The organism is Sporosarcina sp. P37, assembly GCF_002109365.1.
In the GTDB taxonomy this organism is placed as follows: Bacteria; Bacillota; Bacilli; order Bacillales_A; family Planococcaceae; genus Sporosarcina.
On record NZ_CP015349.1, the window covers coordinates 2,322,303 to 2,346,089 of the forward strand.

At 47.4% G+C, this 23,787-nt stretch carries 25 protein-coding genes; 19 read left to right on the top strand and 6 right to left on the bottom strand.

Going from position 1 to position 23,787, the window contains the following annotated elements; all coding sequences use genetic code 11:
- The first annotated feature begins 768 nt into the window (after positions 1–768).
- The 15 genes from SporoP37_RS11900 (at position 769) to SporoP37_RS11970 (ending at position 14,567) form a co-directional block, all read left to right on the top strand.
- A complete protein-coding gene (locus SporoP37_RS11900; protein ID WP_085431037.1) occupies positions 769–1,137 on the top strand; it encodes an ATP synthase subunit I in 369 nt (122 codons plus the stop codon).
- A 32-nt stretch (positions 1,138–1,169) separates the two neighbouring features.
- On the top strand, positions 1,170–1,880 hold the full coding sequence (atpB, locus tag SporoP37_RS11905) for a F0F1 ATP synthase subunit A (RefSeq protein WP_081243857.1): 711 nt from the start codon (positions 1,170–1,172) through the stop codon (positions 1,878–1,880).
- Between the two features lie 67 nt (positions 1,881–1,947).
- Entirely contained in the window at positions 1,948–2,160 is a 213-nt protein-coding gene (gene atpE / locus SporoP37_RS11910; RefSeq protein WP_029053447.1) for a F0F1 ATP synthase subunit C, read from the top strand.
- Between the two features lie 154 nt (positions 2,161–2,314).
- Positions 2,315–2,866, top strand: coding sequence for a F0F1 ATP synthase subunit B (atpF, locus tag SporoP37_RS11915; RefSeq protein ID WP_369821980.1), 552 nt, complete (start codon positions 2,315–2,317; stop codon positions 2,864–2,866).
- Positions 2,863–3,399, top strand: coding sequence for a F0F1 ATP synthase subunit delta (locus SporoP37_RS11920; RefSeq protein WP_085431038.1), 537 nt, complete (start codon positions 2,863–2,865; stop codon positions 3,397–3,399). Before atpF ends, SporoP37_RS11920 begins: the two co-directional genes overlap by 4 nt.
- 24 nt (positions 3,400–3,423) lie before the next feature.
- Positions 3,424–4,935 (top strand): F0F1 ATP synthase subunit alpha, encoded by a 1,512-nt coding sequence (gene atpA, locus SporoP37_RS11925; protein ID WP_081243859.1) that lies wholly within the window; start codon positions 3,424–3,426, stop codon positions 4,933–4,935.
- Between the two features lie 42 nt (positions 4,936–4,977).
- Entirely contained in the window at positions 4,978–5,835 is an 858-nt protein-coding gene (atpG, locus tag SporoP37_RS11930; protein WP_081243860.1) for an ATP synthase F1 subunit gamma, read from the top strand.
- 33 nt (positions 5,836–5,868) lie between these two features.
- On the top strand, positions 5,869–7,284 hold the full coding sequence (atpD, locus tag SporoP37_RS11935) for a F0F1 ATP synthase subunit beta (RefSeq protein ID WP_081243861.1): 1,416 nt from the start codon (positions 5,869–5,871) through the stop codon (positions 7,282–7,284).
- 24 nt (positions 7,285–7,308) lie between these two features.
- The gene (locus SporoP37_RS11940; protein WP_081243862.1) at positions 7,309–7,713 is read left to right on the top strand and encodes a F0F1 ATP synthase subunit epsilon; all 405 of its coding nucleotides are present in this window, start codon (positions 7,309–7,311) and stop codon (positions 7,711–7,713) included.
- 73 nt (positions 7,714–7,786) lie between these two features.
- Positions 7,787–8,020, top strand: coding sequence for a DUF1146 family protein (locus tag SporoP37_RS11945; RefSeq protein ID WP_081243863.1), 234 nt, complete (start codon positions 7,787–7,789; stop codon positions 8,018–8,020).
- A 533-nt stretch (positions 8,021–8,553) separates the two neighbouring features.
- Positions 8,554–9,849, top strand: a complete 1,296-nt coding sequence (gene murA / locus SporoP37_RS11950; protein ID WP_081243864.1) for a UDP-N-acetylglucosamine 1-carboxyvinyltransferase — start codon at positions 8,554–8,556, stop codon at positions 9,847–9,849.
- A gap of 89 nt (positions 9,850–9,938) precedes the next feature.
- Positions 9,939–10,886 (top strand): stage II sporulation protein D, encoded by a 948-nt coding sequence (gene spoIID / locus SporoP37_RS11955; RefSeq protein WP_085431039.1) that lies wholly within the window; start codon positions 9,939–9,941, stop codon positions 10,884–10,886.
- A gap of 24 nt (positions 10,887–10,910) precedes the next feature.
- A complete protein-coding gene (locus SporoP37_RS11960) occupies positions 10,911–11,573 on the top strand; it encodes a M23 family metallopeptidase (RefSeq protein WP_081243866.1) in 663 nt (220 codons plus the stop codon).
- A gap of 273 nt (positions 11,574–11,846) precedes the next feature.
- Complete coding sequence (adh, locus tag SporoP37_RS11965; protein ID WP_085431040.1) at positions 11,847–13,388, top strand: aldehyde dehydrogenase; 1,542 nt, start codon at positions 11,847–11,849, stop codon at positions 13,386–13,388.
- A gap of 24 nt (positions 13,389–13,412) precedes the next feature.
- Positions 13,413–14,567, top strand: coding sequence for an iron-containing alcohol dehydrogenase (locus SporoP37_RS11970; RefSeq protein ID WP_081243868.1), 1,155 nt, complete (start codon positions 13,413–13,415; stop codon positions 14,565–14,567).
- A 60-nt stretch (positions 14,568–14,627) separates the two neighbouring features.
- Here SporoP37_RS11970 and SporoP37_RS11975 read toward each other — a convergent pair whose 3' ends face one another.
- The 3 genes from SporoP37_RS11975 to SporoP37_RS11985 are packed head-to-tail and all read right to left on the bottom strand — an operon-like array spanning position 14,628 to position 18,837.
- A complete protein-coding gene (locus SporoP37_RS11975; protein ID WP_085431041.1) occupies positions 14,628–16,049 on the bottom strand; it encodes a sigma-54-dependent transcriptional regulator in 1,422 nt (473 codons plus the stop codon).
- A 4-nt stretch (positions 16,050–16,053) separates the two neighbouring features.
- Complete coding sequence (locus tag SporoP37_RS11980; RefSeq protein ID WP_158233650.1) at positions 16,054–17,634, bottom strand: GAF domain-containing sensor histidine kinase; 1,581 nt, start codon at positions 17,632–17,634, stop codon at positions 16,054–16,056.
- Between the two features lie 9 nt (positions 17,635–17,643).
- Positions 17,644–18,837 (bottom strand): iron-containing alcohol dehydrogenase, encoded by a 1,194-nt coding sequence (locus SporoP37_RS11985; protein ID WP_304442455.1) that lies wholly within the window; start codon positions 18,835–18,837, stop codon positions 17,644–17,646.
- A 133-nt stretch (positions 18,838–18,970) separates the two neighbouring features.
- Between SporoP37_RS11985 and SporoP37_RS11990 the strand changes: the two genes are divergently transcribed.
- Positions 18,971–19,243, top strand: coding sequence for a sporulation transcriptional regulator SpoIIID (locus tag SporoP37_RS11990; RefSeq protein ID WP_081243871.1), 273 nt, complete (start codon positions 18,971–18,973; stop codon positions 19,241–19,243).
- A gap of 216 nt (positions 19,244–19,459) precedes the next feature.
- On the opposite strand, the gene SporoP37_RS17025 is transcribed toward SporoP37_RS11990, so the two are convergent.
- The 3 genes from SporoP37_RS17025 to SporoP37_RS17320 form a co-directional block, all read right to left on the bottom strand.
- Positions 19,460–19,597 (bottom strand): hypothetical protein, encoded by a 138-nt coding sequence (locus SporoP37_RS17025; protein ID WP_155961347.1) that lies wholly within the window; start codon positions 19,595–19,597, stop codon positions 19,460–19,462.
- Positions 19,598–19,706: 109 nt separating this feature from the next.
- On the bottom strand, positions 19,707–19,997 hold the full coding sequence (locus tag SporoP37_RS17030) for a hypothetical protein (protein WP_157118636.1): 291 nt from the start codon (positions 19,995–19,997) through the stop codon (positions 19,707–19,709).
- Positions 19,952–20,161 (bottom strand): hypothetical protein, encoded by a 210-nt coding sequence (locus SporoP37_RS17320; RefSeq protein WP_143565479.1) that lies wholly within the window; start codon positions 20,159–20,161, stop codon positions 19,952–19,954. The genes SporoP37_RS17030 and SporoP37_RS17320 overlap by 46 nt, the downstream gene beginning before the upstream one ends.
- A gap of 65 nt (positions 20,162–20,226) precedes the next feature.
- Between SporoP37_RS17320 and glpK the strand changes: the two genes are divergently transcribed.
- The 3 genes from glpK (at position 20,227) to SporoP37_RS12005 (ending at position 23,765) form a co-directional block, all read left to right on the top strand.
- Positions 20,227–21,720: a glycerol kinase GlpK gene (gene glpK / locus SporoP37_RS11995; RefSeq protein ID WP_085431043.1), complete on the top strand. Its 1,494-nt coding sequence runs from the start codon at positions 20,227–20,229 to the stop codon at positions 21,718–21,720.
- Positions 21,721–21,863: 143 nt separating this feature from the next.
- Complete coding sequence (locus SporoP37_RS12000; RefSeq protein WP_085431044.1) at positions 21,864–22,862, top strand: rod shape-determining protein; 999 nt, start codon at positions 21,864–21,866, stop codon at positions 22,860–22,862.
- 78 nt (positions 22,863–22,940) lie between these two features.
- The gene (locus tag SporoP37_RS12005) at positions 22,941–23,765 is read left to right on the top strand and encodes a flagellar hook-basal body protein (protein ID WP_085431045.1); all 825 of its coding nucleotides are present in this window, start codon (positions 22,941–22,943) and stop codon (positions 23,763–23,765) included.
- Positions 23,766–23,787: the final 22 nt, after the last annotated feature.

The window sequence follows — 23,787 nt, forward strand, 5'->3', positions numbered from 1 at the left end:
ACAGTACTTGTTTTGGAGTTATTTAAGTTCAAGTTCAAGTGCAAATCAAGATTACTTACCTGTTAATCTAGTAAGTCGATTGCAGCCTAGCTTCAATGCACAACAATAAGTACCTCCCTCTCTCATTGCAAGGGATTGAAGCGCAGGAGGGGCGACTCCCGATGGATCAGCCCGACAGGTGAGACAACCAGAAGGAGCCTGCGACTTGGTTGGCTCAGCGCGGGCCCATGGGAAAGCGTCCCCTCCGAAGCGCAAATCCCCACCCCGACACACTGCCGGCCTCTCAAATTAATAAACCAATACAATCCACAAATTTCACTCTTCAATACGTAAATAATACCCCCCTAACAACACGTCACAAAATGCAAGCAAAAATTGAAAAACAAATATGTCGAATGTTTGACAAAGAGAACGCATTGTGAATTAATTCACCTGAATCAATTGACATAAAAAACCCCCTATTGTATGCTAACAAAGGGTAAGATTGATAAGGAACTCATACATATGTTGAGTACAAAAATGATGTTTTAGAAGTTTCTAGTCTTCACTCAGAAACGCCAAAAACCAACCATTTGCGGATGTCGCTCATAGCAACGTCACCTGGTGGACGGTACAGGCGATTCACTTACAATTTCCAGGTTCCTTTGCAAGGAATCTATGTCGTTGAAACAAGATCAAAACGACAAAGACTCATCTCTCTCGACAATCGTCGGGAACTACTGAACACTTCAGACGCTGGAATCCAAATACGAATTGGGAGAATCGACAATGCAAAGTATGCAGGAAATATTCAAACAGCAAAAGAAGAGTTTCTTTTTTTTGCTAGCATTGTTCGTGCTCGGCTGGTTCTTATTGGACTACCGTACTATCTTCGCGGGACTCATCTTAGGTTCACTTTTCGGTATGTATAACTTTTGGATTTTATTACGGCGTATGGAGCGGTTTGACCGTTCGATTACGGAAGAAACGCGTGCGAAGTCATTAGGTATGGGTTTACGTTTTGCATCAGGTGTAGCGGCTGCGGCCATTGCACTCGTAATGCCGGAGGAGTTCGATTTGATCAGCACGGTAATCGGGTTAATGATACCCTACGCATTGCTGTTTACTGGTCATCTGCTGTTCCATTGGAAGCATTGACACTTTACTAGCAAGGGGAGGTGAACAAAAACGTGAATCATGAAAATCCTCAGTTTATTTTATTCGGAATCGGGTTCAACCCATCGAATATCTTGATGTTATTTGTGACTTGTCTGGTAGTCTTCCTGATTGCAGTTGCATCTACGCGGCGTCTTCAAATGAAACCGACGGGTATGCAAAACTTCATGGAGTGGGTAATGGACTTTGTCAAAGGCATCATCAAAAATAACATGGACTGGAAAACGGGAGGCCGCTTCCACGTGCTGGGTATTACGTTAATCATGTTTGTCTTCGTGGCGAATATGCTCGGACTTCCATTCGCAATCGTATGGGATGACCAACTTTGGTGGAAATCACCGACAGCCGATCCAGTTATCACGTTAACCCTCGCTGCTACAGTTGTTGCGTTAACGCATTTCTATGGTGTGAAGCAGCTCGGAGTAGGCGGGTATTTCAAAACATACTTCCAGCCGATTCCATTCTTGGCTCCACTAAAAATCATTGAAGAATTCGCAAATACGCTGACACTCGGTCTTCGTCTTTACGGTAACATTTTCGCAGGTGAAATCTTAATCGGTTTGCTTGCAGCATTGGGTGCTTCCAGTATCTTCGGTTTAGCCGGAGCTGTGATTCCAGCACTGGCATGGCTCGGATTCTCGGTATTTATCGGGGCAATCCAGGCATTTATCTTTGTTATGTTAACGATGGTCTATATGGCTCACAAAGTCAGCACGGACCACTAAACATATATTTACCCTATTTTAGGGGAACAAAACTACACAAAATATTAGGAGGAAATACACTATGGGTATGGGTTTATTAGCAGCAGCTATTGCAGTTGGTCTAGGTGCACTTGGTGCAGGTATCGGTAACGGTTTGATCGTTTCTAAGACAGTTGAAGGGATCGCTCGCCAGCCAGAAGCACGCGGCGTTCTTCAAACAACAATGTTCATCGGGGTTGCATTGGTTGAGGCACTTCCAATCATCGCAACTGTTATCGCGTTTATCGTAATGAACAAATAATTATTGCGCAATATGGCGAAGCACGTAGTAATGTTCTTCGCCATGCTTTATGTGGTGAAACAAATGCATGAACGAACAGAACATAGAATAATTTTGCCGGTAACGGCAGAACATTGAAACGAAAGAGTCATGAGCTCTTGAAGGGAGTGAAACAATCGTGTTGGATACCTTCGTCCTTTTATCAGCAGAAGCTGACGCAGGATTTTTAGCTAGTTTGAACCAACGACTCAATTTGGGTGACATCATCGTCACTGTCGTATTTTTCACGATTCTCATGGTACTTCTGAAGAAGTTTGCATGGGGTCCGTTAATGGGCGTGATGGATCAGCGGGCGCAATTAATCGCCACGGAGATCGAACAGGCCGAAGCAAGCCGTCAAGAATCTGCAAAGCTTCTTGAAGAACAGCGTGCGCTATTGAAAGAAGCACGTGACAACGCACAATCTATCGTTGAAACAGCGAAGAAACAAGGTGACACTCAACGTGAAGAGCTGATTACGGCTGCACGCGCTGAAGTAAACCGTATGAAAGAATCTGCAACTCTCGAAATCGCTACAGAAAAAGAGAAAGCAGTTGCAGCAGTTCGCGAAGAATTCGTATCTCTTTCTATCTTGGCTGCGTCTAAAGTTCTTGGGAAAGAAATTTCCGAAGAAGATAACCGCGCATTGATCGAAGAAACGATTGTGAAGGCAGGCGAAGGGCGATGAGCCAATCGGTAATCGCAAAACGTTATGCCGTTGCATTGTTTGAAGCCGCACAGGAAAAGCAGCAAACGCTTGCTGTGCAGTCAGATCTAAAAGAATTAAAAAAAGTGTTCGCTGAAGAAAAGCAATTTGACGAGATGTTAATCTCACCGAAGTTCTCTATTCAAAAGAAAAAAGAATTGATTGGTCAGCTATTCAGCGGAGCGAACCAGCTTGTATTGAACACACTTTACGTGCTGATCGATGCAGGCCGTATCGGAGAAATCAGCAATCTAATCGAAGACTTCCAAGAGCTCGCTAACGAAGCTTCTGGAGTTGCCGAAGCGAAAGTCTTCTCTACACGCCCGCTTTCTGATGAAGAAAGTACAGCGATCTCTGCTGCGTTCGCGCACAAAGTAGGGAAACAATCATTGCATATCGAAAACGTAATTGATCCTAGCCTGATCGGCGGCATTCGCCTTCAGATCGGCAATCAAATTTACGACAGCAGCATCAGCGCGAAGTTAGCGCGTCTTGAACGTCAATTAATCAATTAATTTGAATTAAGAGGGGTGACATACATGGGCATCAAAGCTGAGGAAATTAGCGGTCTGATTAAGCAGCAGATCGAAAATTATCAGTCTGAAATGGAAGTAAGTGAAACAGGTACTGTAATCCGTGTAGGTGACGGTATCGCACTTGCTCATGGCCTCGACAATGTCATGGCGGGGGAACTTCTTGAGTTCTCTACCGGCGTAATGGGTCTGGCACAAAACTTGGAAGCGAATAACGTAGGTATCGTTATCCTTGGGCCATACACAGACATTAAAGAAGGCGATGAAGTTCGTCGTACAGGTCGTATTATGGAAGTACCAGTCGGAGAAGAATTGATCGGCCGTGTCGTCAATTCACTTGGACAGCCAGTTGATGGACTAGGTCCGATCAACACAACAAAAACACGCCCTATCGAAAGCCCGGCACAAGGGGTTATGGCGCGTAAATCAGTTCACGAACCACTGCAAACAGGAATCAAAGCGATTGACGCTCTAGTTCCAATCGGCCGCGGACAGCGTGAATTAATCATCGGTGACCGTCAAACAGGTAAGACTACTGTTGCAATTGACGCCATCCTGAACCAGGCAGACCAGGACATGATCTGTATCTATGTTGCTATTGGTCAAAAAGAATCTACTGTTCGTGGAGTCGTTGAAACACTGCGTAAAAACGGTGCTCTAGATTACACAATCGTAGTAACTGCATCTGCATCAAGCCCGTCGCCAATGCTATTCTTGGCACCATATACAGGTATTTCGATGGCAGAAGAGTTCATGTTCGCAGGCAAGCACGTACTAATCGTTTATGATGACCTATCTAAACAGGCAGCAGCTTACCGTGAACTTTCGTTGCTTCTTCGTCGTCCTCCGGGCCGTGAAGCATATCCAGGGGATGTCTTCTACTTGCACAGCCGCCTACTTGAGCGTGCTGCAAAATTGAATGACGACCTCGGAGCAGGTTCAATCACAGCATTACCGTTCGTTGAGACACAGGCTGGAGATATCTCCGCTTATATCCCAACAAACGTTATCTCTATCACAGACGGACAAATCTTCTTGCAGTCTGACTTGTTCTTCTCGGGTGTACGTCCAGCGATCAACGCCGGTCTTTCCGTATCCCGTGTAGGTGGATCAGCACAGATTAAAGCAATGAAGAAAGTTGCGGGTACACTTCGTTTGGACCTGGCAGCATTCCGTGAGCTAGAGGCATTCTCACAATTCGGTTCGGATCTGGACCCAAGCACAAGAGCGAAACTGGACCGCGGTCAGCGCACAGTTGAAATCTTGAAGCAGGACTTGAACAAGCCGTTGAAAGTCGAGTACCAAGTAATCAGTCTATATGCACTGACACGCGGTTACCTTGACGATATTCCAGTAAAAGACGTATTGCGCTTTGAAAGTGAAATCACTAGCTGGCTAGAATCCAACCACACGGAAGTGTATGACCACATCCGTACTACAAAAGATCTTCCGGCTGATGACGTAATGAGCGCAGCGTTCAAAGAATTCAAGAAAAACTTCGTGACTTCTGAAGCGTAATTTTTATTGAATGGATCTTAAAATAAAGGTGGTGAATAGCCAGTGGCGTCCTTACGCGAGATAGAAAGCCGTATTGCTTCAACGAAAAAGACGAGTCAAATCACGAAAGCGATGCAAATGGTATCTGCTTCCAAACTGAACCGTGCAGAGGTAAATGCGAAGAAATTCGTTCCGTACATGGATAAAGTGGAAGAAGTGGTCGGTGCCATTGCAGCTGTAACGAAAGATTCCGGGCACCCTCTATTGACTGCACGTCCCGTGAAGAAAACTGCGTACATCGTAGTTACTTCTGACCGCGGACTGGTTGGTGGATATAACGCACATATTTTCCGTGCTGTTACCCGCGCAATCGAACAGCGCCACAAGTCGAAAGACGAAGTGGTCATTATCGCAATCGGCCGTAAAGGCTATGAATTCTTCGGCCGTCTGGGCTTCCAGATCGAAGAAAGCCTGATCGGACTTTCGGATCACCCGCGTTTTGAAGAAGTAAAAGATATCGCGAATCGGGCTGTTGGCATGTTCACAGAAGGCGTCTATGATGAAGTGTACTTGTATTACAACCATTTCATCTCCGCCATCTCCAACGAAGCAACTGAACGTAAATTGCTTCCACTCACAGATATTTCATCCGTATCGGCTACTTCATCTTATGAGTTCGAGCCTTCAGCAGAAGCGATTCTCGAAACACTTCTCCCGCAATACACGGAGAGCCTCATTTATGGAGCGGTACTCGATGGAAAAGCGAGCGAACATGCTTCCAGTATGACAGCGATGAAGACGGCGACAGACAACGCGTCTGAACTAATCGATTCGTTAACATTACAATTTAACCGTGCACGTCAAGCGGCGATCACTCAGGAAATCACTGAAATCGTAGCCGGCGTGGCAGCACTCGAATAATAGATTTGAAAGAGTAAGACAGGAGGGAAAAGCATGAGTAATGGACATATTCTTCAAGTTATGGGTCCGGTTGTTGACGTTAAATTCGAAGACGGTCAGCTTCCAGCGATCTATAACGCATTGAAGGTTAATATCGATCGTTCCAATGGAGTGGTCGAGGTGTTGACTTTAGAAGTAGCACTTCACCTTGGTGACGATGCGGTTCGTACGATTGCGATGTCCTCGACAGACGGTCTGAAACGCGGAACACCGGTAGAAAATACAGGTGCGCCTATTTCAGTTCCAGTCGGTGACATTACACTCGGACGTGTATTTAACGTACTAGGCGAGGAAATCGACTTAGCAGAGCCAATTCCTGCTGATGCACAACGTGATCCAATTCACCGTTCTGCACCAACATTCGAACACCTTTCCACTGAGGTAGAAATTCTTGAAACTGGAATTAAAGTTGTTGACTTGCTTGCACCATACATCAAGGGTGGTAAAATCGGACTCTTCGGTGGTGCGGGAGTTGGTAAAACAGTTCTAATCCAGGAATTGATCAACAACATCGCACAAGAGCACGGAGGTATTTCCGTATTCGCAGGTGTTGGAGAACGTACTCGTGAAGGTAATGACTTGTTCTTTGAAATGACAGATTCAGGCGTTATCAAGAAAACGGCAATGGTATTCGGTCAGATGAACGAGCCGCCTGGTGCACGTATGCGCGTAGCACTTTCCGGTTTGACAATGGCTGAATATTTCCGTGATGAGCAAGGACAGGACGTTCTATTGTTCATCGATAACATCTTCCGCTTTACACAAGCAGGTTCTGAAGTTTCTGCCCTTCTTGGACGTATGCCTTCTGCGGTTGGTTACCAGCCGACATTGGCTACAGAAATGGGTCAGTTACAAGAGCGTATTACTTCTACAAATAAAGGATCGGTTACATCGATCCAAGCGATCTATGTACCAGCGGATGACTATACGGATCCAGCTCCGGCAACAACTTTCGCTCACTTAGATGCTACAACGAACTTGGAGCGTAAGCTTTCAGAGATGGGTATTTACCCGGCTGTGGATCCGTTAGCTTCATCTTCACGTGCATTGAGTGCAGAAATCGTTGGACCGGAACACTACCGTGTAGCTCGTGAAGTACAAACAACTCTTCAGCGATACCGTGAGTTGCAGGATATCATCGCAATCTTGGGTATGGATGAGTTGGACGAAGATGACAAGCAGGTTGTTGACCGCGCTCGTCGTATTCAGTTCTTCCTGTCTCAAAACTTCCACGTTGCTGAGCAGTTTACAGGACAAAAAGGTTCTTACGTTCCAGTTGCTGAAACGATCAAAGGCTTTGCTGAAATTCTGGAAGGTAAGTATGATCACTTGCCTGAAGACGCGTTCCGTTTGGTCGGACGTATCGAAGAAGTTATCGAAAAAGCAAAAGGCATGGGCGTAGAAGTCTAAGAAAAGGGACCAGGAGGGAAAAAAATGAGTAAAATCAAAGTGAATATCGTCACTCCCGACGGCCCTGTTTGTGAAATGGACGCGAACATGGTGATTGCAGTCACCGAAGCTGGTGAGATCGGGGTTCTTCCCGGCCACATCGCAATGGTCGCTCCGCTTCAAATTGGTGCACTCCGCCTGAAAACAGACGGTAAAACAGAAACTGTCGCAGTCCACGGAGGCTTCATTGAGGTCCGTCCTGAAGTGGTTACTGTATTGGCACAGAGTGCGGAAATGGCTGAGTCCATTGATATTGCGCGTGCAAAAAGAGCTGCAGAAAAAGCAGAACAAGATTTGAAGAATAAATCCGATGATCTTAGTCAGCGCTTATATGAGCTTGATTTGAAGCGTGCGATCAACCGCATGCAAGTGTATGAACAACGTATTTAATTTATAAAAATGGGCGGACAGACGATTTTCTGTCCGCCCGTTTTCTTTATCTTGAGTAAGAGGAGTGTCAGAAATGGACAGCATGCTAGGCAGCAATCCGCTGCTCGCAATTGTATCTCACATTTTCTTCATCGGCGTCAGCTTCTACGCACTGCAGGCAATTCTGCCGGAAGCGATCATTCGAAAAAACCGCGTATTCCAAACACAACTTTTGTTTATTTTGCTAAGTATTGCAATTGGATCTACCGTATCAAAATTCTTTTTAGACATATCCTATTGGTCAGGGAGATGGGCAACCTGGTTTTGATTTCCTTCAGCTGAAGCTCTACGAGAATCAACAGCAGGAATCAGAACTCTGGCTGAAAGAAATTAAACGTTTGAAAGTACTTACTGATCTGAGTTAAAAAAAGATAAATACACAATGATAGCAAGACAATGGCAGCTGGAGTCCGAGCGAAGAATTGGGAAGAAAAAGCCCAAACTATTCATTTTAAATACTTTAGCTGCTGTCAATCTGTAATATATGTGAAACAAATTTAACATCGAAAGCGTGTAAACTGTAGGAATATGGGGTATTACGTGTAATGTGGCTTAAAAAGATCAGTCATATGTAAGCACTTTGTGTCAGATCCTCACATATACTACAGCACGCAAGAAATAACGCAAAACTGCGCCGGAAGATACTTGTTTAGTGAAGTTTTACAAGGTACAATAGTATATGTTTTATATGTGAATTATGGTAAATAATAAAGACTTGGACACAACACTGAAAATGTTTATAGACGACTTTTGAAAAATAGGCTGTGGGTGAAGGATAAATTGGACTCGGAGGGGCTACTGGTGGAAAAAATTATTATTAACGGCGGGCGTACTTTAAAAGGGAACGTACGTGTAGAAGGTGCGAAGAACGCAGTATTACCGATCTTGGCTGCTGCTTTATTGGCATCTGAAGGAGTGAATGTCATTCGTGATGTTCCGAACCTGTCAGATGTTCGGACAATCAATGAAGTGCTCAAAAGTTTAAATGCAAAAATTACGCATGACCCTGAAAAAGGGGAAGTCATCGTAGATTCACGCGGCAGACTGGCAGATGAAGCACAATTTGAATTTGTACGTAAAATGCGCGCATCCATTTTAGTAATGGGACCGCTGCTGGCGCGTAACGGGTTTGCGCGTGTCGCATTACCAGGCGGCTGTGCAATTGGGTCAAGACCAATCGATCAGCACTTAAAAGGCTTTGAAGCAATGGGCGCGGAAATTACATTTGGTCATGGACATGTTGAAGCGAAAGTAGACGGCCGATTAAAAGGCGCGAAAATCTATTTGGACTTCCCGAGCGTAGGCGCAACGGAAAATATTATGACAGCTGCTGCATTGGCAGAAGGCACGACCGTCATTGAGAACGCCGCTAAAGAACCGGAAATTGTAGACTTGGCGAACTTCATCAATGAAATGGGCGGTAAAGTAGTAGGAGCAGGTACAGATAATATTCGTATTGAAGGTGTTCCGACACTTTATGCATCTACTCATCATATTATTCCGGATCGTATCGAAGCCGGGACATTCATGGTGGCTGCAGCAATCACCGGCGGAGACGTCGTGATTGAAAATGCAGTACCTGAACACTCTACTGCGTTAATTTCTAAGTTAACGGAAATGGGCGTAACTATTACTGTATTGGATGAAGGGGTCCGTGTAACAGCGACGCATCCGCTGAAGGCAGTTGACCTGAAGACGATGCCGCACCCTGGCTTCCCGACAGATATGCAGTCACAAATGATGGCATTGATGTTAAAAGCTACAGGCATAGGTGTGCTGACGGAAACTGTATTTGAAAATCGTTTTATGCACGTGGAAGAATTCCGCCGTATGAACGCGGATGTGAAAATCGAAGGACGTTCTGTTATTGTTTCAGGCCCTTCAAAAATCCAGGGAGCGGAAGTCGCAGCCACAGACTTGCGCGCCGCTGCATCACTCATCCTGGCCGGACTTGTAGCAGAAGGTGTTACACGTGTGACTGAACTCATTCACTTGGACCGCGGATATGTAAACTTCGATAAGAAGCTTAAAGCTCTAGGCGCAGACATTACCCGTGTTTCTTCTGAACAGGAAATTACTGAATCTCAATTAGTGTAACTTACAGAACCATGGACAGCTTGCTGTTCATGGTTTTTTGACTGAAAAAGTCTTGGAATACCCTCTTCATCCTCAACATATAGTCTAGTATGTACAAAAAACTACTCCTTTTATTCATTATTCTTAGCTTATTTTTTATTCCAATTCTTGTAAGACAAGCGCCAGAGCTGCAGCTGGCAGACCAACGAGAGGAGACCTATTGCGATGTAATGATTTCGGTCATAGGGGTGGACGAGCCGATTCCACTGGAAGAATACGTGGTGGGTGTTGTAGCCGGAGAAATGCCGGCTGACTTCCATGAAGAGGCTTTAAAAGCCCAAGTGATCGCCGCCCGCACATACGCCGCAAGAAACACTGATAAAGGGGCCAAGCCGATTGCAAAGGATGTGTCTGCGCAAGTATACCGCACAGAAGCCGAACGCAAAGAGCGCTGGGGCAAATCATTTAAAGACAATGAAAAGAAAGTTCGTCAGGCAGTAGAATCAACGAAAGGTAAAATCATCGTTCACGGAGAAGAAATCATCTCCGCCATGTTTTTTTCTACATCTAATGGAAAAACGGAAGCCGCCCAAAATTTCAGCGGCAATCCGGTTGAATACCTTCAAAGTGTTGAGAGTCCCGGCGAGGAAGACGTCGCACCCACTGTAGAAAGAAAGCAGCAACTGACACTTACGGAATGGAACCGTAAACTCGGACTGAACTGGGATGCCAATGAATTCCGCGAACTGAAGCTAGTGCGCAATCAGACAGGCCGGGTTCAGAAAATCATCTCAGGTAAATATGAAACGAGCGGACGCCAGATTCGCGAAAAGCTTCAATTAGCCTCCACTGATTTCAATATCGCCTATGACGTCAACAATCAAATCGTCCATATTACGACCGTTGGCTATGGCCATGGCGTAGGGATGAGCCAGTACGGCGCAGAGGCGTTTGCGCAAAAAGGATGGACGGCGGATCAGATTCTGGCCCACTATTATACAGGCACAAAAATCCAAAAAATAAATTTACCTGAAGACCGATGTTTAAAATCCCCGTAACTTGCAAAGAATGCAAGTGAGGTGATGAATATGCGAGAAGAAAAACCAAAGGCCCCTTCTCAGGAGAAAAAGAAAATGAAGAACGGCTGGTTCTGGCCTGCCATTTATACGAGCGTTGCGCTCTTATTCATCGGCATGGTATGGGGATACACCGCATTGACGACGGAAGATGCAGCACCGTCTGAAGTAGCAAAAGTAGATCAGCCAAAGAAAGATGTTACAGTAGAAACAAATGCAACAAAAGAAACACTCAAGTATCCATTTCATGAAGATCAACTAGATCAAGTCGCCATTTTACAGGAATTTTATGATCCTGATGCTGAAGAAGCAGTACGTGAAAAAGCGCTGCTCGTATTCAAACAGACATATGTTACAAGCAAAGGCCTGTCCCTCTCGATGGACGGCGAGCCGTTTGAAGCTGTAGCCGCAATGAGCGGTACCGTGGAAGAAGTCATCGTGGATTCATTCAAAGGAACAGAAGTCAGAATTAAACACGCTGACGGCAAGACAACAGTCTACGGTTCATTGACAGGTGTGCTTGTAAAAGAAGGCGACACCGTCCAGCAGGGTCAAGTGCTTGCTACGACTACACAGAATGAATGGAATCCTGAAGCCGGTGTTCACTTGCAATTTGAAATCCAGCAAGACGGCGTATCAGTCAATCCGCATGATTTCCTGGCATTTTAATACGACAGCAACCAAGCCATTCCAGCCCCCGGAATGGCTTTTTTGCGTGACGAATTATCGTCGTGAACAGCCGCAGAAATGGCAGATCAGCCGAAAGTTCGGCTAAATAAAGAAACTTTCACAACAAAAAACGTAATAGTATGCGATTCTTGCACTTGGCACGGAAATTGCAATAGATAATAGTAAGCGTTTTCATTGGTGGCTGAAAAGAAAGGAGACGAAAACGTAAGCGCTGCGAAAATCTAACTATGAAAGTCTGGAGTGTGAAGCGATATGGTGCAAACATCAGAAAGTACTGTTTATGCGTTTCCTAATACTGAACATGCGAAGATTCATTTTAAGAAGAGATATGATCATTTCATCGGCGGGAAATGGACAGCACCTGTAAAAGGGCAGTATTTTGATAACACAACGCCTGTGACGGGGAAAGTGTTCACTCAAGTGGCAAGAGGTACAGAAGAAGATATTGAGCTGGCTTTGGATGCAGCCCACGCAGCAAAGGATGCATGGGGAAAGACATCGGTTACTGAGCGTGCAAATATTTTGCTGAAGATTGCAGATCGTATCGAAGAGAATTTGGAAATGCTCGCTGTAGCCGAAACATGGGACAACGGAAAAGCAATACGTGAAACATTGAATGCAGACATTCCGCTGGCAGCAGATCACTTCCGTTATTTCGCATCGGCAATCCGTGCGCAGGAAGGCGGAGTCAGCCAGATTGACAACGGCACAGTGGCGTATCATTTCCATGAGCCGCTGGGGGTTGTGGGACAGATCATTCCTTGGAACTTCCCGATTCTGATGGCTGTGTGGAAGCTTGCTCCGGCATTGGCTGCAGGAAATTGTATCGTATTAAAACCAGCCGAGCAAACGCCCGCATCGATCTTGGTGCTGGTTGAATTAATTGAAGACTTGCTGCCGGCAGGAGTATTGAACGTAGTCAGCGGATTTGGAGTAGAGGCAGGAAAGCCGCTGGCATCCAATCCGCGCATCAGCAAAATTGCATTTACAGGAGAAACAACAACAGGCCGTCTGATCATGCAGTACGCCTCTGAAAATCTGATACCAGTTACATTGGAGCTTGGCGGGAAATCCCCGAATATTTTCTTTGAAGATGTGATGGCGAAAGATGATGCGTTCCTCGATAAAGCAGTTGAAGGTTTTGTCATGTTTGCTTTGAACCAAGGGGAGGTGTGTACATGTCCTTCGCGTGCGCTGATTCAGGAATCTATTTACGACCAGTTCATGGAACGTGCCCTGAAGCGTGTTCAAGCGATCAAGACTGGAAATCCCCTGGATCCAACGGTCATGATGGGTGCGCAAGCGTCTGCTGAACAACTGGAAAAGATTCTGTCTTATCTGGATATCGGAAAACAAGAAGGTGCAGAATGTCTGGCAGGCGGAGAGCAGAACAAACTCGAAGGCGATTTAACGGAAGGGTATTATGTGAAGCCGACGGTTTTTAAAGGACATAATAAAATGCGTATCTTCCAGGAAGAGATTTTTGGGCCTGTATTGTCTGTCACCACGTTTAAAGATAAAGAAGAGGCATTGGATATTGCGAACGATACATTGTACGGTTTGGGCGCGGGTGTGTGGACGCGCGATGTGAATACCGCGTACCGCTTCGGGCGAGGTATCCAGGCGGGCCGCGTGTGGACGAATTGCTATCATGCATACCCTGCGCACGCTGCGTTTGGCGGCTACAAAGCATCTGGCATCGGGCGTGAGAACCACTTGCAGATGCTTGCACACTACCAGCAGACGAAAAATATGCTGGTGAGCTACGATGAAAACAAACAAGGATTCTTTTAAAAAACTAGACGAGGGGGAATTTACATGAGTAAACAAACACAATTTAACATGCCGGCTATCAACCTATTTGGAAGAGGAACGATCAATGAAGTAGGCGTCAGATTAAAAGACTTAGGGATCAGCAAAGCATTAATTGTGACAGATGCAGGTTTGCATGCACTGGGCATGTCCGAACAAGTGGCAGAAATTATCCGCAAAGAAGGCATTGATGCAGCCATTTTTGCTGAAGCTGAACCAAACCCGACGGATCGAAATGTAGAAGAGGGACTGGCTGTATTCGAATCTGAAAAATGTGATGCCCTTGTTTCGTTAGGCGGAGGAAGCTCACATGATGCAGCAAAAGGCATCGGCCTGGTAGCGGCGAATGGCGGCAGGATTCATGACTATGAAGGTGTCGACAAATCAGAGAATGCGAGCACACCGCTTATTGCGATCAATACGACATCTGGAACGGCAAGTGAGATGACGAAATTCACAATTATTACAGACAGTGAGAAAAAAGTGAAAATGGCAATCGTTGATAAGCATATTACACCGCTGATCTCTATCAACGACCCTGATTTAACGGTCAAGAAACCAGTTGCTTTAACTGCAGCAACAGGCGTAGATGCGTTAACACATGCAATTGAGGCATTTGTCTCCACGAATGCAAATCCGCTGACAGATGCTTGTGCGATTCAAGCGATGAAAATCATTCCGAAGTATTTGCCGCGCGCAGTCGCGAATGGAGAGGACATTGAAGCCCGAGAGCAGATGGTCTACGCTCAATTCCTGGGCGGCATGGCATTCAACAACGCTTCGCTCGGTTATGTGCATGCCATTGCGCATCAAATGGGAGGATTTTATAATTATCCGCATGGAGAATGTAACGCGATTCTATTGCCGCACGTCTGCCGGTTCAATTTAATTTCCAGACAGGAGAGATTTGCGGAAATTGCAGGCTACCTGGGAGTTCGTACGGAAGGGATGAGCACAAGAGATGCCGCTGAAAGTGCAATTACTGCACTCGAACGCTTCACGCGCGATCTCGGCATACCAAGCGGCTTTAAAGCAATGGGGGCAAAAGAGGAAGATATTGATATTCTGGCGGAAAACGCAATGAAAGACGTAACAGCAGTCACAAATCCTCGAAAGCCGACACTCGAGCAAGTGAAGCAAATTATTCGGGATGCAATGTAAGTATAAATGGAGGCAGAGAGGGGGGAATCCCTTCTCTGCCTTCTTGGTGTGAATAGAGAATTACACTTCATTCAAGTAGTAGCGCAGTTTACGGTCTGTAATCCCGAGCTTTTGGGCAGCTTCTTTTCGGTTGCCGATTGTTTCAGCCAGAGTTTTTTCGATTAGTGCTTTGGCAAGTTTCTTTTCCATCGCTTTCATATGGCTCAGTACAGATTCCAAGTCAACATTCATTTCGCCTGTATAAACGGCATTGATATCTTTTGTGAAGTCCTTCCACTCATCTAAAAAATCCGGCGGCTGCAGCCTTTCAGGAAGAGCAGACTGCTGATCAGTGAATTTTGAGGGGAGATGAGCCGGTGTAATAACTGCTCCTTTTTGCGAAACAGCACCGATGTGGCGAAGGGTATTGGCGAGCTCCCTCATGTTTCCCGGCCATTCATAGTGCTGCAGGACAGAGAAGGCTTCATCGGAGAAGACCAATTCTTCTTCATTTTGTTTCAGAAAACGCGTGATCAGGTGCGGGATGTCCATCTTGCGCTCTCTCAGCGGCGGGATTATAAGTTTGACGACATCCAATCGGTATAATAAATCTTCGCGGAAAGCTCCCTCCTGCACGGCAGTCTTCAAATTCACATGGGAGGCGGCAATCACGCGTGTCTCCGTTTTTTCAGAAACTGTTCCGCCTGTTTTAGTATATTCCCCCGTTTCCAGAACGCGCAATAACTTCACTTGCGTCGATGGAGAAGCCTCCGCAATTTCATCTAGAAATAATGTCCCCGCTGAAGCAGCTTCAAAATAACCGATTCTGTCTCCCAAGGCACCTGTAAATGAGCCTTTCACATGACCAAATAATTCACTTTCCAGCAAAGTTTCAGACAAAGCGCCGCAGTTTACACTGATTAGAGGCCCAGCAGAACGGTGACTCGCAGCATGGATGAACTTGGTCAGCATCTCTTTGCCCGTGCCAGTTTCTCCTTCAATCAAAATGTTAATATGTTTGTTTGCCACACGATAGGCGAGTTGGTAGACTTCATGCAAATCTTCAGACTGCCCCAGGAAAATCCCCAGCTCCCCGGCCAGACGTTCATAGTCAGCCTGGCCGGATGGATCGGATGATTTTGACGGGCGCAATAAAGTGTCTGCCAGTTCCTCAATCTTTGAAATATCATCAAACGGTTTCTCAATGAAGTCCGCGGCTCCAAACCGCATGGCGTCAACGGCAAGCTTAACTGTGCTGTAGCCGGTCATAATGACACACGGACAGGCAGGCGCCTTTTCCTTCATCACTTGCAGGATGTCTATGCCATTGCGGTCGGGCAGCCGAACATCAAGAAAAGCCAGATCAAACCCCGAAATATCCTGCAGCTTGTCAAACTCCGCTCCGCTTTTCACATGTGTTACTTCAAAGCCTTTCAGAGAAAAAAGCCGTGTCAAAAATCGGGCCAATTCCACTTCATCTTCAACGAGTAATAAATGGACCAAAAGATCACTGCCTTTCAGAAAAAATGGGAAGTGCTAAACGGAATACCTTTACATCGGATTCCAGCTGCTTGAAAGTTAATTCACCGCCATGTGCCTGTGCCAGACCAAGACTCACAGACAAGCCTAAACCCGTTCCGTTTTCACTGTCCTTCGTTGTAAAAAACGGATGAAAAATATCATCTATTATCTGCGGGGCAATAGGAGGGGCGTTATCAGTCACGGTCAGTTCAATCGTATCCTGCACTTTCTGCGTTTTAATCATAATATATCGTTCGGTTTGCTCGCGTTGTCCGTGGGCATCTTTTGCATTGATCAGCAAGTTGATTAGAATTTGACTCAGTTGCTGGATGTTCCCGAGTATCGGCGGAAATGAAGGCAGCTCGGTATGAATAGTAATCCTCTGACTCTCAAATTGTCTTTTGGTCAGTGCGAGCGCTTGATGGACTGCGTCATTCAGACAGCATACCGTATGCGGACTGTTTTCCTGCCTGGAGAATGCCAGCAGGCTGCGAATAGTCGTTCGGCACCGCTTTCCGCATAGATCAATATCCTCCAAAAGAGGAAAATCTGCATCTAGGGGGTCCAGATTCCTCAGCAGCAGCTGCGTGTTGCCTAGAATGGAAGTCAGCGGATTATTCAGTTCATGTGCCACGCCCGCCGCCATTTCTCCGATCGCCACTAACTGATTGGAGTGCATGAGCTGTACTTCCATCTCCCTTTTACTCGTGACATTCTTGCTGTACATGACCGCCGCTTTACATCTGCCGTTTTCATCAATCAAAGGAAAACAGGAACAATCATAAAGCTGCCGCTGATAATGAAGATCCGCGGATTGGGGCAGTCCGGTGGCAATAGTCCTTTCAAGCAGATTAGTGCCTGTCCGGTCCGCAATGTTCATGAAGGCTTCAATATTCTCGCCTGTTTGAAGCTGCCACGCATGAAGAGCTGCATCATTCTGAAGCTGGATTTCACCTTCAGCAGATATGATCAGCACGCCGTCTGACACCGCCCGGAACGTTTCCTCCCATTGCTGCTTACTGGTCAATACTTCACTGTAAAGCCGCGCATTCTCTAAACAAACCGTAATTTGGCCAGCCAGCTGATGAAAAAAGTCCATATCTTCATTCGACGGTGCAAAGTCGGAGCAGCTCGTCAAATAGAAAATGCCGATGATCGAACTGCCGCTTTTTAACGGGGTTAAGCAAGTGGTAACAGGCGGTTCACCCGAAGAATCGATAAAACCGGTCCCTGTCGAATACACTTGTGCGCATAATGCGCTTCCAGGCATCTGCAGATGTGAATCCTCAGCAGAGGGATAGGTATAATCCGGCCTGGATGACGGCGCAGACTTCAGCAGAATTCCAATTTGATCCACAGGATAAATCCCCTGTAAATCATAGAATGTCTGCTGCACCATCTGTTGAACCGACGAATAAATCGCAAAATTCTTCATTAATGTATTCATTATTTCCAACTGGCTGTTTTTCTTCGTCAGCTGAGCGACTGTCATTTTTAATTCGGAGTAATAGTTTTTCTTCGAGGACTGAACGCCGGTCAATAAATCTAACATTTCTCGTTTATCCATTTTCATCACCTACAGTGCCTGATAGAGAAGTGCAGCGACTTCATCAGCAGTAATCATCCGGGGATTCGTAATCATGCAGGCATCTTCCAATGAAATTTCACTAATGATGGGAATAGACTCTTCTTTGAACCCCATACCTGTCAGTGTAAGCGGAGCACCGATATCTACGGCCAGCCGTTCTACATGGGCAATCGCGAGATCACTTGCCTCACTGCTGGAAAGGCCATCTGTATTTTCTCCTAATAAATGTGCAATATCTTTGAACCGGCCCGGTGCTGCAGACGCATTGAATTTCATAACATGAGGCAGCATGACGGCGTTAATATCACCATGCAGGAAAGGGTAATGCCCGCCAATAGAATGGGCAATCGCGTGAACTGCACCTAAAATTGCATTGGAAAACGCAAGCCCCGCATGAAGACTGGCAATTGCCATCTGTTCCTTGGCATATTGGTTATCCGCAGAAGCAACTGACTCACGCAAATATTTGGCGCATAATTGAATTGAACTTTTTGCATGCACATCTGTCAGGGGAGTCGATGCGATACTGACATAAGATTCAATCGCATGTGTCAGAACATCAAGCCCCGTTGAAGCGGTGAGACGTGCACTTTTAGTAGAGAGAACAGCCGGGTCGACGATTGAAATATCCGGCACTAAAGACTTTGACACGATGGTCATTTTCTTCTTGCGTTCCGGGTCAAGAATAATGGCAAACTGCGAAACATCTGAACCCGAACCTGCGGTAGTCGTCACCATGACGAGTGGCGGAAGCGGTCTGTGAATATGATCAATCCCTTCATAATCCCGTATATGTCCGCCGTTCGTTGCCAGGATAGCCGCCGCCTTTGCTACATCCAGGACACTTCCGCCGCCCACTCCCACTACAGCATCGCATGAATCATGAATATATTGACCGGCACACGCTTCTACTTCTTCACTCGTAGGATTTATGCTGACGCCCGTAAATAACGAGACTGACAAGCCGGCAGACAAGCAACTTTCCATCACACGCTCCGTCCAGCCTGCCGCCTGCACGCCGTCATCAGAAACGACCAGCACCCGCTGAGCCCCAAGCCGTGCACAGCCGTCTCCCGCTTGATCGATAGACCCTTTGCCGAAAATTACTTCAGGCATAACAAATTTATACAAGATCCGACCCCCTTCTCTAATGTATCCCGTCTGTTCATTCGAGTATATCATTCTCCAGTTTGGGGAGAAAGAAGATTCAATAAATAATGAATGCTCAATGTATATCAATAAAGACTATTGAAATCCCGTCATATCAAGATTTGTTTCCGCATAGAGTAAAGCAACAAAGAGAAAGGAAGAGGGCGTGCACGAGCAAATTAGAAAACGCTGCGTACGACTGGGCAAGCTGCTGATTGAGACAAACTTGACAGTGCGCGCGCTGGCCAATGCGACCGGCTACTCCAAAAGCACGGTCCACAAAGATTTAACCGAGCGTCTCCCGAACGTCGATCCCGGCCTGTCACGGAAAGTCGCTGAAATTCTGGCCTATCACAAATCCATCCGCCACCTGCGCGGAGGAGAAGCCACCCGCCAAAAATGGAAAAATGAAAACGAAGCACAAAAAGCAGATGCCTAACTCACTGAAAACGAAGCAGTTTATGCACTGTAACCATACAAGCAGCCTACAAACGAACAGGACTGCCCGGAAAGTCATCTTCGTCCGACTTTTCGGGTAGTCCTTAGTTGATGTAAGCGCAATGAAAAATTTGGAAGCGCTCATTGGCAGGGGGGATTCGCTCATAGCAACGCGTCATCCGCTCAAAGAGGCGTGTTATCCGCTCATAGTCACGCTTCAAGCGCTCAATAAATCCTGCAAGCGCTCATACGTCCCGTCCCACCGCTCATAGCGGCGTGCTATCCGCTCATAAGCCCCATTCAACTGCTCATAGCAGCCCGCTATCCGCTCATACCCCCCCGCGCAAGCGCTCATACCAGCATGTCAACCGCTCAAAGCCCCTCATCCGCTCATAGTCCCACGGCAAGCGCTCAATAAATCCTGCAAGCGCTCAATAAATCCTGCAAGCGCTCATAGCAGCGTGCTATCCGCTCATAATCCCCGCGCCACCGCTCATAGTCACACGGTAAGCGCTCAATAAACCCCGCAAGCGCTCATAGTAGCGTGCTGACCGCTCATAATCCCCGCGCCACCGCTCATAGCAGCCCGCTATCCGCTCATACCCCCCGCGCAAGCGCTCATACCAGCATGTCAACCGCTCAAAGCCCCTCATCCGCTCATACCCCATGCGCAAGCGCTCATACCAGCAAGTCAACCGCTCAAAGCCCCTCATCCGCTCATAGTCACACGCGAAGCGCTCAATAAACCCTGCCACCGCTCATAGCAACTTGCTATCCGCTCATAAGCCTCGCGCCACCGCTCATAGCAACTTGCTATCCGCTCATAAGCCTCGCGCCACCGCTCATAGCAGCCCGCTATCCGCTCATAAGCCCCGCGCAAGCGCTCATACCAGCAAGTCAACCGCTCAAAGCCCCTCATCCGCTCATACTCCCCACCCAAAACATGTATAATAGACAGCAACAAGTCAACGGGAGGAATGAATCATGACAGAAAAGTACATCTTAGCGCTGGATCAAGGCACGACGAGCTCACGGGCTATTTTATTCGATAAGAAAGGGGTAATCTTCCACACTGCGCAGCAGGAATTCACGCAGTACTTTCCGCACGCGGGCTGGGTGGAGCATAATGCGGATGAAATCTGGAGTTCCATTCTGTCCGTCATCGCCGCTGTCATCTCGGAAAAAAATATTGCCGCTACGCAGATCGAGGCGATCGGCATCACCAATCAGCGGGAAACGACCGTTGTCTGGGACAAGCATACCGGCGATCCCGTGTATCATGCGATTGTCTGGCAGTCCCGTCAGACGGCAGACATTTGCGAGCAATTAAAGGAAGGCGGTCATGATGATTTATTCCGCAATAAAACCGGGCTGCTGATCGACTCCTATTTCTCCGGCACAAAAGTAAAATGGATTCTTGACAATGTGGAAGGGGCGCGTGAAAAAGCGGAGAATGGTGATTTGCTGTTCGGCACGATCGATACGTGGATCATCTGGAAACTGTCGGGAGGCAAAGCGCACGTCACTGATTATTCCAACGCATCCCGCACGCTGATGTACAATATCCACGAACTGAAGTGGGATGAAGAGCTGCTTGCGATTCTCGACATCCCGAAAACGATGCTGCCGGCGGTCTGCCAGTCATCCGATATCTACACCCAGACCGACGCCAGACACTTTTTCGGGCACGAAGCACCGATTGCCGGCATTGCGGGTGACCAGCAGGCGGCTTTATTCGGACAGGCTTGCTTTGAAAGCGGCATGGTGAAAAATACGTACGGCACGGGCTGCTTTATGCTGATGAATACAGGCGATAAAGCGGTGACGTCAGAAAACGGACTGCTGACGACGATTGCTTGGGGCATCAACGGCAAAGTGGAATACGCACTTGAAGGCAGTATTTTCGTTGCTGGCTCAGCGATTCAATGGCTGCGCGACGGCTTGCGGATGTTCCGTAACTCGTCTGAGAGCGAACTCTATGCGAAGCGCGTCAAATCAACGGAAGGCGTGTACGTCGTTCCGGCGTTCGTCGGGCTCGGCACGCCGTACTGGGACAGCGATGTCAAAGGAGCAGTATTCGGTCTGACGCGCGGAACAACGAAAGAGCATTTCGTGCGTGCGACGCTGGAATCGCTTGCCTACCAAACGAAAGACGTGCTCGACGCGATGGAAGCGGACTCGGGGATTTCATTGAAAACATTGCGTGTTGACGGCGGAGTGGTGGCAAATAACTTCCTCATGCAATTTCAGGCGGATCTGCTGAATGTGCCGGTCGAGCGTTCCACCATCAATGAAACGACTGCGCTCGGCGCGGCCTACCTCGCAGGACTTGCGGTCGGTTTCTGGAAAGACAGCAATGAAATCGCGGAGCACTGGCGCCTGGACCGGCCGTTTGAGCCGGAGATGGAAGAATCAGTCCGCGAAGACCTCTACAAAGGCTGGCAAAAAGCCATCCGCGCAACGATCGCATTTAAATAAATGACAGGCCGTCAGTCACCCGCTGGCGGCTTTTTGTTTTGGCAGAATCATGCGAACGATGCAATATAATGTAGAAATATGGTATAATAGACAGCTAAAGAGTGGAATCAGACAGCATGCTCGGGGAAGGGGACTCGGTCACGATGTTTTCTAAAGAAATCGGTATAGATTTGGGTACTGCCAATGTATTGATTTACATGAAAGACAAGGGCTTGGTCATCAATGAACCTGCAATGATTGCGATGGATGCACGCACAGGTGAACCGGCGGCATTTGGTGAAGAGGCTTATCAGATGATCGGCCGAGCACCGGAGAATATTGAGATGATCCGGCCGATGCGGCACGGAAACATTGCAGATTTCGGAAAGGCCCAAATGCTGCTCAGTCACTTTCTCCAGCAGGCGCTCGGCAAATTAGCGAGACCGCGTGTAACAGTTTGCTGTAAGGCGGATACGACGCGTGTCGAGCAGAGTGTCATCCGGCAAGTGCTGACACAGGCGGGCGTCAGACAAGTGATCATTGAAAATGAATCAAAAGTGTCGGCGCTTGGTGCAGGCATCGATATCTCAAAGCCGGCCGGAAACATGATCGTTGATTTGGGGGCAGGCACAACAGATGCTTCCGTCCTTTCGATGGGTGATATCGTATCTTTTGAGACGACGGACATCGGCGGCCTTCATTTCGATCAATGCATCATCCTGCATATACGGAAAAAACATAATGTCTATATAGGCGAACGAACGGCAGAACAAGTGAAAAAAGAAATCGGCCTCGTGCAGATGAACGGAGAAAAGCCCAGTGCGATGAACGTGCACGGCAGCGATTTGGCTACCGGCCTTCCTAAAACGATCGAAGTGACTGCGGAAGAAATTCACCGGGCGCTTCGCGTGCCAATCAGCAAAATCGTGGAGACTGCAAAAGACGCACTTGAACAAATTCCGCCTGAACTGGCTGCCGATATTACGCAGCGGGGGATTATCCTGACGGGCGGCGGTGCGTTGCTGCCGGGGATGGACAATCTGCTGTCCGAACATCTCAACGTGCCCGTCTTCATAGCCGAAAATCCGCTCACTTGCATTGCAGAAGGCACAGGCCTGCTGCTGCTGGACACGATGAGCAAAACTATGTCCCGCATAAATTGACCTGCCATGCAATCGGCAAGTAGTGTATACTAAAAAGAATGATTTATCTGAAACGATGATGCAAAGGAGTGAAATGAAATGTTTCGTGGATTTTATACAGTAGGATCAGGAATGATCGCACAGCAGCGCCGTACAGAAATGCTGTCAAATAACATCGCCAACGCCAACACGCCGGGCTATAAGGCCGAGCAGTCAAGCATCCGCGCGTTCCCTGAGATGTTCATGTCCCGTTTGGATTCGATGAGGGTGCCGACGGAAAAAGGCTTGAATTTCAGAGGGCTATCTAATGTAGGCGGATTGTCGACGGGTGTCTATATGCAGGAGACGCTGCCTTTATTTGCCCAGGGACAGTTGCGCGAAACTGAGCAGACGACAGACATTGCATTGATTGACGGACCGATGGAAATCAATGAAGAAACAGGCGTTGCAGGCACCGTCTTTTTCACGCTTGAAGGCGAAAACGGCGGCCGATACTACACACGAAACGGGAATTTCGCTGTCAATGCAGAAGGATACTTGACGAATCCGTCGGGGCTGTATGTCCTGGACGACGCGGGGAACCGGATTGAACTGGCAAGTGACGATATACGCGTGACGGAAACAGGGATTATCTATGCAGGGGAGACGGAAGTGGCAACGCTCGGCATCGCCTACGCTGACGAACCGGACACTTTGTCGAAGTGGGACAACGGTGTGTTCACAACGGCAGACGGACTACCTTTGCCGGCTGGCGGCACGTACTCCATGCAGCAGGGTTATCTTGAAGATTCCAACGTCGATGCTGCGCGCTCCATGACGGATATGCTGACAGCTTACCGTGCATTTGAAGCGAACCAGAAAGTTCTGCAGGCATACGACCGCAGCATGGAAAAAGCGGTCAATGAAGTAGGAAGGGTTAATTAATGACTACATACAGAAGTTTGCG